At 63.5% G+C, this 15245-nt stretch carries 10 protein-coding genes, 1 tRNA gene and 1 riboswitch; of the genes, 7 read left to right on the top strand and 4 right to left on the bottom strand.

Going from position 1 to position 15245, the window contains the following annotated elements; translation table 11 throughout:
* Positions 1–41: 41 nt before the first annotated feature.
* Complete coding sequence (locus AC2ETI_RS00305; RefSeq protein ID WP_007733394.1) at positions 42–578, bottom strand: YbhB/YbcL family Raf kinase inhibitor-like protein; 537 nt, start codon at positions 576–578, stop codon at positions 42–44.
* A 65-nt stretch (positions 579–643) separates the two neighbouring features.
* Positions 644–1996: a M20/M25/M40 family metallo-hydrolase gene (locus AC2ETI_RS00300; RefSeq protein ID WP_003946170.1), complete on the bottom strand. Its 1353-nt coding sequence runs from the start codon at positions 1994–1996 to the stop codon at positions 644–646.
* Positions 1997–2114: 118 nt separating this feature from the next.
* Here AC2ETI_RS00300 and AC2ETI_RS00295 point away from each other — a divergent pair.
* From AC2ETI_RS00295 to AC2ETI_RS00265, 7 genes are all read left to right on the top strand, one after another.
* Positions 2115–2200, top strand: a tRNA-Leu gene (locus tag AC2ETI_RS00295).
* A 108-nt stretch (positions 2201–2308) separates the two neighbouring features.
* Positions 2309–3850 carry an SDR family NAD(P)-dependent oxidoreductase gene (locus AC2ETI_RS00290; protein ID WP_020907830.1) on the top strand — a complete coding sequence of 514 codons (1542 nt, stop codon included), beginning with the start codon at positions 2309–2311 and terminating at the stop codon, positions 3848–3850.
* A gap of 157 nt (positions 3851–4007) precedes the next feature.
* Positions 4008–4439, top strand: a complete 432-nt coding sequence (locus AC2ETI_RS00285; RefSeq protein ID WP_020723653.1) for a universal stress protein — start codon at positions 4008–4010, stop codon at positions 4437–4439.
* 44 nt (positions 4440–4483) lie between these two features.
* Complete coding sequence (locus tag AC2ETI_RS00280) at positions 4484–5734, top strand: saccharopine dehydrogenase family protein (protein ID WP_070386266.1); 1251 nt, start codon at positions 4484–4486, stop codon at positions 5732–5734.
* Between the two features lie 152 nt (positions 5735–5886).
* Positions 5887–8070 carry a malate synthase G gene (locus AC2ETI_RS00275; protein WP_483633436.1) on the top strand — a complete coding sequence of 728 codons (2184 nt, stop codon included), beginning with the start codon at positions 5887–5889 and terminating at the stop codon, positions 8068–8070.
* Positions 8071–8230: 160 nt separating this feature from the next.
* Positions 8231–9925 carry a VWA domain-containing protein gene (locus AC2ETI_RS00270; protein WP_483633435.1) on the top strand — a complete coding sequence of 565 codons (1695 nt, stop codon included), beginning with the start codon at positions 8231–8233 and terminating at the stop codon, positions 9923–9925.
* The gene (locus AC2ETI_RS00265) at positions 9925–11073 is read left to right on the top strand and encodes a metallophosphoesterase (RefSeq protein WP_046378593.1); all 1149 of its coding nucleotides are present in this window, start codon (positions 9925–9927) and stop codon (positions 11071–11073) included. The genes AC2ETI_RS00270 and AC2ETI_RS00265 overlap by 1 nt, the downstream gene beginning before the upstream one ends.
* A gap of 22 nt (positions 11074–11095) precedes the next feature.
* Here the strand turns inward: AC2ETI_RS00265 and gcvP are convergent, their stop codons facing one another.
* Together gcvP and AC2ETI_RS00255 are read right to left on the bottom strand one after the other, a co-directional pair.
* Positions 11096–13954 (bottom strand): aminomethyl-transferring glycine dehydrogenase, encoded by a 2859-nt coding sequence (gene gcvP / locus AC2ETI_RS00260; protein ID WP_483633434.1) that lies wholly within the window; start codon positions 13952–13954, stop codon positions 11096–11098.
* A 53-nt stretch (positions 13955–14007) separates the two neighbouring features.
* Positions 14008–14137: riboswitch (glycine riboswitch) on the bottom strand.
* Positions 14138–14357: 220 nt separating this feature from the next.
* On the bottom strand, positions 14358–14912 hold the full coding sequence (locus tag AC2ETI_RS00255) for a MerR family transcriptional regulator (protein ID WP_021344354.1): 555 nt from the start codon (positions 14910–14912) through the stop codon (positions 14358–14360).
* Between the last annotated feature and the right edge of the window lie 333 nt (positions 14913–15245).

The following is a 15245-nucleotide window of genomic DNA, read 5'->3' as shown; positions in this document are numbered from 1 at the left end:
TATTAACCGCCCGCGGTTAATAAAGGCGCACAGCAAAGTGATTACTCGACCTCGAACGTCCCGGTCAGGGTTGCACGCGCGATCGCGTGATGGAACACGTTGAAACCGAGGAACGCCGGCGACGAGTCAGGGGTGACTCCGTCGAGCGTCTCCACGTCGAGGGCATGCACCGCCACGATGTAGCGATGCGGACCGTGCCCGGGAGGCGGGCCTGCACCGATGAAACCGAACCCGCCACCGTCGTGGCGGAGGGTGACGGTTCCGGCAGGCAGGACATCGCTGTCCGCCGCGCCGGCACCGGCCGGGAGTTCGGTGACGGAAGCGGGGATGTTCGCCACGGCCCAGTGCCAGAATCCTGACGCCGTCGGTGCGTCCGGATCGAACACCGTCACGACGAAGCTCTTCGTCTCGGCTGGAAAGCCGGACCACGAGAGCTGCGGTGAGATGTCTTCGCCACCGGGAACTCCGAAGGCTCCACTGGCCTGAGCAAGCTTCAGCGGCTGGCCCGCAGTGATGTCGTCACTGGTCAGCTCGAAACTCGGCAACTTCGGCAATGGTTCGTACGGATCGTGCGCCATGCGAATCCTTTCTGTGACAAGAGAGCTCGATGTGCGTCGAGCTCACGGATCTATCTACGTGCTCGTCAGGAATTGAGCAGGAAATGTTCCAGAACACGTGTCCCGAACAGTAGTGCGTCCACCGGAACTCGCTCGTCGACGCCGTGGAACAGCGCACTGAAATCGAGCTCGGGCGGCAACTGCAACGGCGCGAAGCCGAAGCAGCGAATGCCCAGTTTCGCGAATGCCTTCGCGTCGGTTCCGCCGGAGAGCATGTACGGAACTGTGCGAGCCTCCGGATCATGGGCGAGGATCGCCTCGTTCATGGCGTCTACGAGGTGGCCGTCGAACGTTGTTTCGTACGAATCGAGCTTGGTGATCCACTCGCGGGTCACGTCGGGGCCGATCAGCTGGTCCACCGTGCGCTCGAATTCAGCCTGCCGTCCCGGCAGCACGCGGCAGTCGAAGACTGCCTCGGCAGTCTGCGGAATGACGTTCGCCTTGTATCCGGCCTTGAGCATCGTCGGGTTCGCCGTGTCACGGAAGGTCGCCCCGATGATGTTGGCGATCGTCCCCAACTTCGCGAGAGTCCCGTCGATGTCGGGTGATCCTGGATCGAAGTCCAATCCGGTCTCTTCGCCGACGGCGGTGAGGAACTCGGCAACCGAATCCGAGATCACGATCGGGAACTGATGAGCAGCGAGTCTCGAGACCGCGCCGGCGAGTGTCGCGACTGCGTTGTCGTCGTGGAGGAAGGAGCCGTGCCCGGCGCGTCCCTTGGCCGTCAGACGCATCCAACCGAGGCCCTTTTCCGCAGTCTCCACGAGGTAGAGCCTGCGGTCGGTTCCGTCCGGCCGCGGAACCGTCAGCGAGAAACCGCCCACCTCACCGACGGCTTCGGTCACTCCCTCGAACAGATCCGGGCGGTGCTCGACCAGCCACTGGCATCCGTACTTGCCGCCCGCTTCCTCGTCCGCCACGAAGGCGAACACCAGATCACGCGGCGGTACGACGCCTTCCGCCTTGAACTGCCTGGCGAGGGCCAAGATCATCCCGACCATGTCCTTCATGTCCACGGCTCCGCGCCCCCAGACGTAACCGTCCTGGACGGTGCCGGCAAAGGGATGGACGCTCCAGTCGGCGGGCTCGGCCGGAACGACGTCGAGGTGACCGTGAAGCATCAATGCGCCTCGACCCGACTCAGCTCCCTTCAAGCGGGCAAAGACGTTCCCGCGTCCGGGTGCACCGGACTCGACGTATTCCGTCTCGTAGCCGACTTCTTGAAGCTGCGCGGCAACCCACTCCGCGCACGCACGCTCACCCTTGGTGGTTTCGAGTTCTCCCGTGTTCGAGGTGTCGAAGCGGATGAGAGAACTGACCAGTTCGACTACTTCTGCTTCGGCTCTGCTCGGATTCGGATTATTCGGGGTTGTGGTCATTCCACTTTCCTACCATCGAATCAAACGACGCGGGCGACCGGAATGCCCCGCAACCTGGCGATTTGGGGCAGCTCACCTAATCGGATACTCTTTCCCAGCACCGAGAAATCGGGGCCGAGTCCGAGTGGCGGAATGGCAGACGCGCTAGCTTGAGGTGCTAGTGTCCTATTAACGGACGTGGGGGTTCAAGTCCCCCCTCGGACACTCTGTGTTGAGACAGACAGGAAAAGCTCCGGTTCATCGAACCGGAGCTTTTCTCGTAATTGGCGAAGTTCCCGCACCAGGGAACAGTCCGCGCGAGCGGCGATCGAGATGGAACAGAAGTTCGAAGTGGATACAGACACCAAGAAGTCGGATGCACTGCAGGCAGATTCGCTGGAAACAGCCGATTCAGAATCTGCTCGAGCCGAACTCACCGGCCTCGACCCCGCAGAACTCGAAATCTGCCTGAAGGTCCTTTCCGAAGCCGCCGAACTCGACGACGAGCATCCCGATTCGATCACCATGCAGCGCGCTGTCGGCCATCTGTTCAAGCGACTCAAGAAGAAGCGCCGCCTCGCCTCGCGCGCAGCCGTCAACGAAGCGGACCGCCAAGTAGTCGCCGCGACTGCCACAGGTTCACCCGATCGCATCGACGACGAGACCGCAGGCATTCCGATCAAGTCGAACACCGCCGGCGCTTCCGCCGGCACGCTCATCAAGGCGCGACCGTGCTACATCTGCAAGCAGCGCTACACCGCAGTCGACGCCTTCTACCACCAACTGTGCCCCGAGTGCGCTGCCACCAGCCGCAGCAAACGTGATGCGAGCACTGATCTCACCGGCCGACGCGCACTTCTGACCGGCGGCCGCGCGAAGATCGGTATGTACATCGCGCTGCGCCTGCTGCGTGACGGCGCACATCTGACCATCACGACGCGATTCCCCAACGACGCGATCCGCCGATTCAAAGCGATGGAAGACAGCAACGACTGGATTCACCGTCTGCGCATCGTCGGCATCGACCTCCGCGACCCCGCCCAGGTTGTTGCACTCGCGGATTCCGTTGCCGCACAGGGTCCGCTCGACATCCTGATCAACAACGCCGCACAAACTGTTCGACGCTCCCCCGGCGCTTACGGCGCCTTGGTCGATGCCGAGTCCGGTGCCCTGCCCGCCGGTGAACTTCCTGATGTCCTGACCTTCGGCAAGACGAGCGACGCTCACCCCGCGGCTCTGGCCGGATCGCTGTCGGACGTCGCAAGCATCACCTCCGGAAATCTGTCCGCCGACGCGGTCAGTTCGCTCGCACTCGTCGCCAAGTCGGCTTCACCCGATCGCATCGAGCAAGGCATCGCCATCGACGCCGGCGGGCTGCTGCCGGACCTCGCGCACACCAACAGTTGGGTCCAGACCGTCGAGGAAGTCGATCCGATCGAGCTTCTCGAAGTCCAGCTCTGCAACTCGGTAGCGCCATTCATCCTCGTTTCACGCCTGCGCCCCTCGATGGCCGCGGCAGCTGCGCGACGCAAGTACGTCGTGAATGTCTCCGCCATGGAAGGCCAGTTCAGCCGCGCGTACAAGGGCCCTGGCCACCCGCACACCAACATGGCCAAGGCAGCACTGAACATGCTGACCCGCACCAGCTCCAAGGAAATGCTCGACGACGGCATCCTCATGACCGCCGTCGACACCGGCTGGATCACCGACGAACGCCCGCACTTCACCAAGATGCGGTTGGCCGACGAAGGTTTCCACGCACCACTCGACCTCGTCGACGGTGCAGCCCGCGTCTACGACCCCATCGTTCAGGGCGAACTGGGTATCGACCTGCACGGCTGCTTCCTCAAGGATTACAAACCCTCGCCGTGGTGATGGGCGGCACCCCGCAGTGGTGACAGGCAGCACCTAGGCGCCCCGATGTGGCGATCTCGTCACCGCCAAACCCCCGTGTCGAGTAGCTCAATTCAGGTAGGGCACAGCATTGCAGGCGATAATGGACTGCGAACCTGCTCACCGACTCGGAGGAACCATGACGATCGCCGTCGTACACAAGGACAGCCCGGAAGGCCGCGCCGCAATCGTGGCCGCCGCACGGGAATCCGTGGGTCGAAGCGAGGAACTGCTGGTTCTGCACGTCCTGGACGATGTCAACATCGGGGACACGGCCGACACCGGAGACACCGAGGACGATCGGGCCGCTCTTCGCGGCGAGATTCAGTCAGCGCTCGACGCCGGTGGATTCTCGGAGACGAAGTGGGATCTGCGCACCACCGAGCACGACGGCGATCCGGTGACCGCGCTCGTGAACCTGGTCCACGGCGCGGGTGTCGATCTCCTGATCGTCGGAACACGCCGGATGTCCCCCATCGGCAAGTTCCTCCTCGAACGCCCGCTGCAGCGTCTCCTGCTCGAAGTGGAGGCTCCGATCCTCGTCGTCAAGGAACCCCTCCCTGCTGAGTGACCACGGTCACATCACTTTCGAGTGCGCGTTTGTAGGCTGGCTCCATGACTGGAACCTCGCCCGCCCGAGAACTCGACATCATCGTCTACGGAGCGAGCGGCTTCGTCGGAAAGCTACTCGCCGACTACCTCGTCAAACATGCTCCCGAAGGCACGAAGATCGGCCTCGGTGGCCGCTCCCTCGAGAAGTTGGCAGCCACTCGCGCCGATCTGGGTACCGCCGCTGCCGATCTCCCCCTGATCATCGCCGACGCCGACGACGCCACCGCATTGAAGGCGCTCGCGCAGCGAACTCGGGTCGTCGCCACCACGGTCGGCCCGTACGCCAAGTACGGTCACACCCTTGTTCACGAATGCGCCTCCGCCGGAACTCATTACGTCGACCTCACCGGTGAGGTGCTGTTCCACCGCGAGAGCATCGACGCCAACCATGAGCTGGCGGTCTCGACCGGCGCAAAGATCGTCCATTCCTGCGGATTCGATTCCATCCCTTCCGATCTCGGAGTTCACGTCCTCCACGAGAAGGTCACTGCCGACGGCGCCGGTGAGCTCACCGACACAACGCTGGTGGTCACGGCGCTGCGCGGCGGCGTGAGCGGTGGCACGATCGATTCGCTTCGCAATCAGATCGACGTGTCGAAAGACGATGCGCGCCTACGGAAACTCGCTGCCTCGCCGTATTCACTGAGCCCCGATCGTGACCGGGAGCCGGACCTCGGACGACAGAGCGACGTGAGCGTGGTCGACGGCAAGAAGATCGATCCGTCGTTGAAGGGATGGAAGGCACCGTTCGTGATGGCGTCGTACAACACACGAGTCGTCCGTCGCAGCAATGCGCTCCGAGAGTGGGCGTACGGCAAGAAGTTCAAGTACAGCGAGGTGATGAGCGTCGGCTCCTCGGTGGTGTCACCGGTAATCGCGGGCGGTGTCGCAGTCGGCCTCGGCGCGCTGGTCGCCGGACTCGCCCTTCCTCCGACACGTTTCCTTCTCGACAAGGTATTGCCTGCACCCGGCGAGGGCCCGAGCGAGAGCACCCAGAAGAAGGGGCACTTCACGCTCGATGTGTTCACCACGACCACGACCGGCGCTCGATACACCTCACGAGTGAAGGCGAAGGGCGACCCGGGATACAGCGCGACGGCGGTAATGCTCGGCGAATCTGCGTTGTCATTGGCGAAGGACCACAAGGATCTCCCCCCGGCTACCGGCGTTTTGACTCCAGCGACGGCGCTCGGCGACGTCCTGGCCGAGCGTCTACGCAAGGCCGGTTTCGAGATTTCCGCGCGCAAACTCTAGACAGAACGAATTTCACTTGATCGTTTCAGCTCTTCGCGCCCGATTATCGCAGCTCAGGGCGCGGACAGCGGTGGGAATACTCCCAGGTAACATTGATGTTGGTTCATGGCATCCATATGTGGTGCTCCGCTTTCGGAAAAGTGAGGCTATTCATGACTGAGCGCGTTCAGGTCGGCAGTCTTCAGGTTGCCAAGGTTCTCTACGACTTCGTGGTCGAGGAGGCTCTTCCCGGCACCGGTGTAGACGCCGAGACGTTCTGGGCCGGCGCCGACAAGGTCATCACCGAGCTCGCACCGAAGAACCGCGATTTGCTTGCCAAGCGTGACGATCTGCAGGCTCAGATCGATCAGTGGCATCGCGATCATGCCGGCGCTCCCATCGACGCTGCCGCATACAAGGCGTTCCTGCAGGAGATCGGCTACCTCTTGCCGACGCCTGCCGAGTTCTCGGTCACCACCGCAAACGTCGACACTGAGATCACCTCGACGGCCGGCCCGCAGTTGGTCGTGCCGATCCTCAACGCGCGCTTCGCTCTCAACGCGTCCAACGCCCGCTGGGGTTCGTTGTACGACGCGCTGTACGGCACCAACGCCATCTCGGAGGAGAACGGCGCCGAGAAGGGTTCCGGCTACAACAAGGTCCGCGGCGACAAGGTCATCGCCTGGGCGCGTGAATTCCTCGACGCGGCAGCACCTCTCGCGTCGGGGTCGCATGCAGATTCGACCAAGTACGTGATCGACGGCAGCGAACTGAAGATCACGTTGGCAGACGGTACGGTCACCACCCTCGCCCAGCCGGAGAAGTTCGTCGGCTACCTCGGCGAGAAGGACGCACCGACGAGCATCCTGCTGCTCAACAACGGATTGCACGCCGAGATCCAGATCGACGCGTCCTCCCCGATCGGCAGCACCGACGCCGCCGGTGTCAAGGACGTCGTTCTCGAATCGGCCGTCACCACGATCATGGACTTCGAGGACTCGGTCGCCGCTGTCGACGCCGACGACAAGGTTGTCGGTTACCGGAACTGGTTGGGCCTCAATCGCGGTGATCTGTCCGAGGAGATCAAGAAGGGCGCCAAGTCCTTCACTCGTACGCTCAACGGCGACCGTAAGTACACCGCCGTCGACGGCAGCGAACTCAGCCTGCACGGTCGTTCGCTCCTGTTCGTCCGCAACGTCGGTCACCTCATGACCAACCCCGCGATCCTCGATGCCGACGGCAACGAGGTCCCCGAGGGCATTCTCGACGCTTTGATCACGAGCACCTGTGCAGTGCACGGCCTCTCGATCAGTGACGCCAACGGCCCGCTCGACAACAGCCGCACCGGCTCGATCTACATCGTCAAGCCCAAGCAGCACGGCCCCGAGGAAGTTGCCTTCACCACCGAACTGTTCGGCCGCGTCGAGCAGGTCCTCGGGCTTCCCGAGAACACGCTCAAGGTCGGCATCATGGACGAGGAGCGTCGCACGACAGTCAACCTCGCTGCCTGCATCAAGGAAGCCGTCGACCGCGTCGTGTTCATCAACACCGGCTTCCTCGACCGCACCGGCGACGAGATCCACACCTCCATGGAAGCCGGCGCGATGGTGCGCAAGGCCGAGATGAAGAAGCAGAAGTGGATCGGTGCGTACGAGGACTGGAACGTCGACACCGGACTGGCCTGCGGCCTGCAGGGCAAGGCGCAGATCGGCAAGGGCATGTGGGCCATGACCGAGCTGATGGCAGACATGCTCGAGCAGAAGATCGGCCACCCCAAGGCCGGCGCCAACACCGCGTGGGTTCCTTCGCCGACCGGCGCAACGCTGCACGCGACGCACTACCACCGCGTCGACGTGTTCGCTGTTCAGGACAGCCTGAAGGGCAAGCCGCGTGCGAGCGTCGACGACATCCTGACCATCCCGCTCGCTCCCAGCACCGACTGGACGGACGCGGAGAAGAAGGAAGAGCTCGACAACAACTGCCAGTCCATCCTCGGCTACGTCGTCCGCTGGATCGACGCGGGTGTCGGCTGCTCCAAGGTTCCCGACATCCACGATGTCGCGCTCATGGAGGACCGCGCCACCCTGCGCATCTCGAGCCAGCTGCTCGCCAACTGGCTGCGTCACGGCATCGTCAGCGAGCGCGACGTTGTCAGTGCACTCGAGCGCATGGCCCCGGTTGTCGACCGTCAGAACGAGGGCGACGCCGAGTACCGCAACATGGCACCTGATTTCGATTCCAACATCGCGTTCCAGGCTGCCAAGGAACTCATCCTCGAAGGCGCGAAGCAGCCCAGCGGATACACGGAGCCGATCCTGCATCGCCGCCGCCGCGAGTACAAGGCTGCCAACGCCTGATTTCACCCTCTTCGAACTCGAAGCTGAACCCGAACAGCCTCGGCACCGCTAACCGGTGTCGAGGCTGTTCGCGTAGGCCCCGAAGATTCGTCACTAGACTGGCTGAGGACACAGTCCGTTCAGCAGACATTCTTCGAGTGACCAAGGTAGGGCAAGGTACGTGGGCGAACATCGCGGCGGGTCAGGCGCCAGAGGTATCAGCAAGGGGCCGATTCTCGTCGTCGTGCTGATCGTCTTGATCGTTGCAGGCTTCTTCGGGTGGAAGGCCCTCAGCAACCGGATCGACGATCAGGGCCAGCAGGCAGCAGGTACGTGCGTCGAAGGCAACAAGACACTCGACGTCACCGCGGATCCGTCCATCGCCCCACAGATCGAGGAACTGGCCAAGCGGTACACCCAGACCTCTCCGGTCGTGCGCGATCACTGCATCACCGTCGTGGTGCACGGTGCGCCGTCCGCGTCGGTCTCGACGGCACTCGAAGCCGGTCCGGCGGCATCCTGGGACGACGCAGCATTGGGACCGCGTCCCTCCCTGTGGATCCCGACGAGCTCGTTCGAACTCGCGCCGCTGGCGGGCAAGGCCGTGATCAACGGTGATCCTCGCTCGCTCGCGAGTTCCCCGATCGTTCTGGCAACCGGCCCCGAGACCGCGGCAGCATTGGCCGGCGCAGCATCGAGTTGGAAGTCATTGCCTTCCGATCTGACGGTCGCCCTGCCGGTCGGAAGTACCGAAACCTCGATGGCCGCACAGGCAATCGCTGCCGACGTCGCCGATGCGGGTGCCGGTCCGGTCACGACGGATCAGGCGAAGTCCGCGCAGGTCAACGCTGCGCTCAGTGCGCGGGCATTGCAGTTCCAATCCTTGCCGACTCCCCCGACGTCCACCGCCGAAGCCCTCGGAGCACTGAGCGCCGGAACACCGGATTCGGTGAAAGCCGTTCCGGCCACGGAACAGTCGATAGCGCAGAGCGCGAACGCGGCGATGACGACGTACTCCCCCGCCGGCGCAACGCCAGTCGCGGACTATCCGGCGGTCATCGTCTCGGGCAGCGGGATCGACGAAACCGCCTCGCGCGCAGCGGCGCAGTTTGCCGATTTCATGCGTGAGCCGAATCAGTCACAGTTGTTCGTCGGCGCCGGTTTCCGGGTCGAGGGTCAAGATCTTCCCGATCTCGGTGCGGTGTCTCCGGCCAAGATATCGACCACGTTGAAACCGGCTTCGGCCGAAACCGCAGCTGCGCTCGGTGACATCGTCGCCAATCCGGTCTCTCCGCGTAGTGCCACCATCCTGATGGACACGTCAGCGTCGATGGGGACCGACGACGGTGGCACTACCCGCTTGGCGAACATTGCCGCGGCAGTGAACACCCAATTGGGTCGCAGCCCTGACGCTTCGGACATCGGCCTTCGCGAGTTCAGCACGGGCACCGACGGAAAACCGTCCGAGCGCATCCTGGTTCCGGGCGGTTCACTGTCCGAGCCGAATCGGCGCGCCACCATCACCGATTTCCTCAACGGGCTTCGAGCCGGCGGAAAGACCTCCAAGTACCCGGCGCTTGCCAGTTCGTACAAAGCCGCGGTTGACGGTTTCGACGCGGGACGAGTCAACTCGGTGCTGCTGATCACCTCGAGTACACCTGACGAATCCACCACGACGCGAGCCGAACTGCTCAGCGCGATCGCCGCTGCGGGCAATCCGTCGCGTCCGGTACAGGTCGACGTGATCGTCGTCGGTGCGGGCGACGACGTCTCCACACTCCAAGACGTCTCGGATCGGACCGGCGGAACCTTGGTTCGCGTCGATTCGACGTCCGACCCCGCTCTCGCGGCCACAGTGACCAAGATGCTGTCCTGATGGGGCGCGTCGCGGTTTTTGCAGTCCTTCTCGCCCTTCTGACCTGGTTCCTGCACCGCCGACTCGTTCGCGCCACCGGCATCCCGAGGCGATGGGCTCGTCTTGCCGACACTGCGCTTGTCGTCTTGGCGGTCTCGACGCTCATCGGGGTCGGCAGCGGCGAAATCTTCCCGACGTCCTGGGCGCGACCGATCGGATTTCTCGGATGGGTCTGGCTGGCTTCGTGGCTGTACCTGATTCCCGGACTGCTCGTGATCGGCCTGTTTGCCGGGATCAGTCGACTACGTGCACGCCGGACGGATACCACGACCGAAGTCGACCCGGCCAAGCGTCGTACGTTGCAGTTGGCTACAGCAGCAGTCACTCTCGCGGCGATCGGCACCGCCGGCTACGGCGTCTACGAGGCGTCGGGCCCCAAGATTTCACGCGTCCGCGTGCCGCTCGCTCGCCTGCCCGAGGGCTTCAACGGATACCGGATCGCCTTGATCACCGACCTGCACGTTGGACCGGCCCGCGGGGTCGACTTCACCCGCAAGGTGGTCGAGATCGTGAACTCGCAGAATGTCGATCTGATCGCGATCGGCGGCGATCTCGTGGACGGCACCGTCGCAAAAGTTGCTCCCGATCTTGCTCCGCTCGCCGATCTTCAGGCGCCGGACGGAATCTTCGGAGTCAGCGGAAACCACGAGTTCTACGCGGACGACGGTGGCAAATGGCTCGACGTGTGGGAAACATTGGGGATCACCACACTTCGCAACAGCCGCGCCTCGATCCAGCATGACGGCGACACCATCGACATCGTGGGCATCCACGACTACACGTCGCCGGCCCCGTACGAGCCGAACCTTACTGCCGCGCTCGCAGGTCGCGATCCAAATACTTTCGCCTTGCTTCTCGCGCACGAACCGCGTCAAGCGATCGAGGCGTCCGAGATGGGTATCGATCTGCAACTGTCCGGGCACACTCACGGCGGTCAGATGTGGCCGCTGAGGTATCTCGTTCCGCTGCAGCAGCCCTCGGTGCAAGGCTTGGACAAGGTCGGAAACACAGTGCTCTACACGACGCGTGGCGCCGGGGCTTGGGGCCCGCCGGTACGCGTCGGCGCACCGCCGGAGATCACCGTTCTCGAACTCGTACGCGAGAGGTGATGATCTCCGGCGGGCACACGCCTTAGTTGCCTGCGAACGCTTCGATCGGCGGGCACGAGCAGACCAGGTTGCGGTCGCCATGTGCACCGTCGATACGACGCACGGACGGCCACACCTTCGGGCGAGCCTTGCCTCGCGGGAAGACGGCGATCTCACGCGAGTACGGGTGATCCCACTGCGCTGCAATGCTTCCGGCAGTGTGGGGAGCACCGCGTAGCGGGTTGTCCTCCACCGTCCACTCGCCGGCGCCGACGCGATCGATTTCGCCGCGAATAGCGATCATCGCCTCGCAGAACTCGTCGATCTCTTCGAGGTTTTCGCTCTCGGTGGGCTCGACCATCAGTGTGCCGACCACGGGGAAGCTCATGGTCGGTGCATGGAAACCGTAGTCGGCCAGACGCTTTGCCACGTCGTCGACGGTGACGCCAGTGTCCTTGGTCAACCCACGGAGGTCGAGGATGCACTCGTGCGCGACCATGCCGTTCTCGCCGGTGTAGAGAACCGGGAAGTACTCGTCGAGTCGACGCGCGATGTAGTTGGCCGACGCGATGGCGGTCAGGCTGGCGCGGCGCAGGCCCTGAGCACCCATCATCCGGATGTAGGTCCAGGTGATGGGGAGGATGGACGCACTGCCGTACGGCGCTGCCGAGATCGTGCCTCTACCACCGAGTTCGGGGGCCATCGGATGTCCGGGCAAGAACGGCGTCAAGTGTGAGCGCACACCGATCGGGCCGACGCCGGGTCCGCCGCCGCCGTGCGGGATGCAGAAGGTCTTGTGCAGATTCAGGTGGCTGACGTCGCCGCCGAATCGGCCCGGACGGGCAAGGCCGACAAGCGCATTGAGGTTGGCCCCGTCGACGTACACCTGGCCACCGGCGTCGTGTACCGCTGCGCAGATGTCGGAGATCTCGTGCTCGTAAACACCGTGCGTTGAAGGATAGGTGATCATGATCGCGGCGAGACGCTCGGCGTGATCGGCGATCTTCGCGCGCAGATCGTCCACGTCGACGTCACCGTTGGGACGGCAGGCGACAACCTCGACGCGCATCCCGGCCATGACGGCAGACGCCGCGTTGGTGCCGTGAGCGCTCGACGGGATGAGGCAGGTGTCGCGATGGTCGTCGCCCCGGCTGAGGTGGTAGTTGCGGATCGCGAGCAGGCCCGCGTACTCCCCCTGGCTGCCGGCGTTGGGTTGCAGGCTGACGTTGGCATAGCCGGTGACCGCGACCAGCCAGTCTTCGAGATCCTTGATGATCTTCAGCAGACCGGGTGCATCCGACGTGGGCGCGAACGGATGGATCGCGTTGAACGCCGGCCAGGTGATGGATTCCATCTCGGCGGTCGCATTGAGCTTCATGGTGCACGAACCCAGCGGGATCATGCTGCGATCGAGGGCGATGTCCTTGTCGGAGAGCGCGCGCAGGTAGCGAAGCATTGCCGTTTCCGTACGGTAACGGGTGAAGGCTTCGTGCTGCAGGTAGTCGGACGTGCGCTCCTGAGCAGCCGGAACCGAGTTGCCCTCGGCTTCGATGGCAACAACAGCATCCTCGATCCCGAACGCGTCGAGCACGGCAAGGACGTGGTCGGCGGTGGTGGCCTCGTCGCAGGAGATACCGACATGATCGGCATCGACCAGACGCAGGTTGATCCCGGATTCCTTGGCCGCAGCGACAACGCTGGCCGCCTTACCCGGAACCTGAGCCAGCACGGTGTCGAAGAACGAATCGTGGACTACGGTCACGCCGCCCTCGCGCAGGCCGTTTGCCAACGCGTGTGCGCGGGCAGCGACGCGCAACGCAATCGCCTTGAGCCCCTCGGCGCCGTGGTAACTCGCGTACATCGCAGCGAGGATCGCGAGGAGCACCTGCGCGGTACAGATGTTGGACGTCGCCTTCTCACGGCGAATGTGCTGCTCACGTGTCTGCAGCGCGAGGCGGTATGCCTTGTCTCCGTCGGCGTCGATGGAGACGCCGACCAAACGGCCGGGCAGCTGACGCGCGTGCTTGGAGTGCACGGCCAGGTAACCGGCGTGCGGTCCGCCGTACCCCATGGGAACACCGAAGCGCTGGGTGGTGCCGAAGCACGCGTCCGCACCCAGTTCACCCGGCGAGGTGATGAGCGTCATCGCAAGAAGGTCGGCGCCGACGGCAACCAGTGCGCCGCGCTCGTGAGCCTGCGCGATGATCGAGGTGTAGTCCACGACGCGTCCCGAAGCGCCCGGGATCTGGGCGATGACACCGAAGAAATCACCCTCGGGCAGTCCGGCAGTGAGATCTGCGGAGACGATCTCGATGCCGAGCGGCTCGGCGCGTGTCTCGATGACGGCGAGGGTCTGCGGATACAGGTCCGTGTCGACGACAAAGCGTGGGGACTTGCTGCGGTTCGCGCGGCGCAGGAGCGTCATGGCTTCGGCAGCGGCGGTGGCCTCGTCGAGCATCGACGAGTTGGCCAGTTCCATGCCGGAGAGATCGGCGACCATGGTCTGGAAGTTGAGGAGGGCTTCGAGGCGGCCCTGGCTGATCTCCGGCTGATACGGGGTGTACGCGGTGTACCAGGCCGGGTTCTCGATGATGTTGCGCAACAACACCGGCGGCGTCAACGTGTCGAAGTAGCCGAGGCCGATCATCGACGTCGCGACAGTGTTCTGGGCTGCGAGTGCAGTCAGTTCGGCAAGTGCCTCGTGCTCTCCGACCGGAAGCGGCAGAGCGTCGAGTCCGGCCGCGATGCCGTTCGGGGCAGCGTCGAGGATGACGGAGGGAACGGCCTTGGTTGCCAGTTCGTCGAGTGAATCGACCCCGACGAGTTCGAGGATGCGCGCGAGTTCCGCGGCGTTCGGACCGACATGGCGGTCGGCAAATATACGGCTTGCAGCGTCGATCACGACAACTCCCAGACAGATCGGAGGATCAGGACACACACCGAACTGCGGTGCGTTCCTCCCCCTCTGTCGCATGCTCGATTCCCGAGCGCCTGAGAGATTCGGTAGTGATCCGACGATAGACGGAAGCCACAGCCTTTCCCCGTCGGCGGGTGGGTTGTCCCACCGCTTTCCAGAGGCGTCGGAGCCCGTACGGTCCTTGGTGCCTGAGAGATTGACGGGGAGGTATTGCTCCTTCGGCGCCCTGATCCCGCTCACGACTGGCCTTTGAGACAAAGACTGAAACAAAGACAAGTTCGGTGAATCGGTATCCGAGGCTCTCCCGTACGCCGGCGACGCAGGCCCAGTCTAGTTGACCGAAACGCCTACCTGCACCGTGGCATCCTCCAAAGAGATGTGACGTACGTTATCCGGTTTTGCGGCTGGCGCGATTCTTGCGTCGCGAAGCCAACTCGTCTTCCGGGTTGGGATCGCTCTCGCCGCCGTCAGCCCGCTCGGCTGGGAAGTCGGCGATCGTTCCGGTGAGCTCACGCATCGCTCCACTGACTGCGATGCCGAATACACCCTGCCCACCCTGGAGGAGGTCGACGACCTCTTCGGGAGACGTGCATTCGTACACGGTGGTGCCGTCGGAGAACAGGGTGATGTTGGCAAGATCGCGGACGCCGCGCTTACGGAGGTGATCGACGGCAACGCGAATGTTCTGCAGTGAGATGCCGGTGTCGAGCAGACGCTTCACGATCTTCAGAACGAGGATGTCCTTGAAGGAGTACAGACGTTGGCTACCGGATCCGGCAGCGCCACGGATTGACGGAACAACCAACGACGTCCGTGCCCAGTAGTCGAGTTGGCGGTACGTGATCCCGGCGATCTGGCACGCACTGGGTACTCGATATCCGACGAGGTCGTCGGGGATGGAATCGTCCGGGAACAGGCCTGGCTGCAGCTCTTCGGAAGACATTTCTGCAGTCGGCTCGGCACTATCGGCTATGCCCGTTCCGCCCTCATTCGACTGTTCTTCCACTGCCGTCTCCCTCTCGCTTCGCCATCATGTAACCAACCTGTGCTATCAGCAGTCACGAGAATCCCGTGCCGACCGAACTTTCAGATGTGAATCCAAGGCAGGTAATTCCATGAGTGGACTTACCCAGAGTACGCCTCGATCGACAAGGCGAGAAGATCTCCACCGCACGCAACGGTAAGACCACGAGGGTGCTCGGTCAACGCAACACGCCGACCGAGACTCAACCTCTACTTGAGAGTTGAAGACTAAAGCCTGATTACGGACAACCAG

This window comes from Rhodococcus sp. MurmanLake-1 (assembly GCF_056945715.1).
This window is presented reverse-complemented; position numbering and strand designations above follow the sequence as displayed.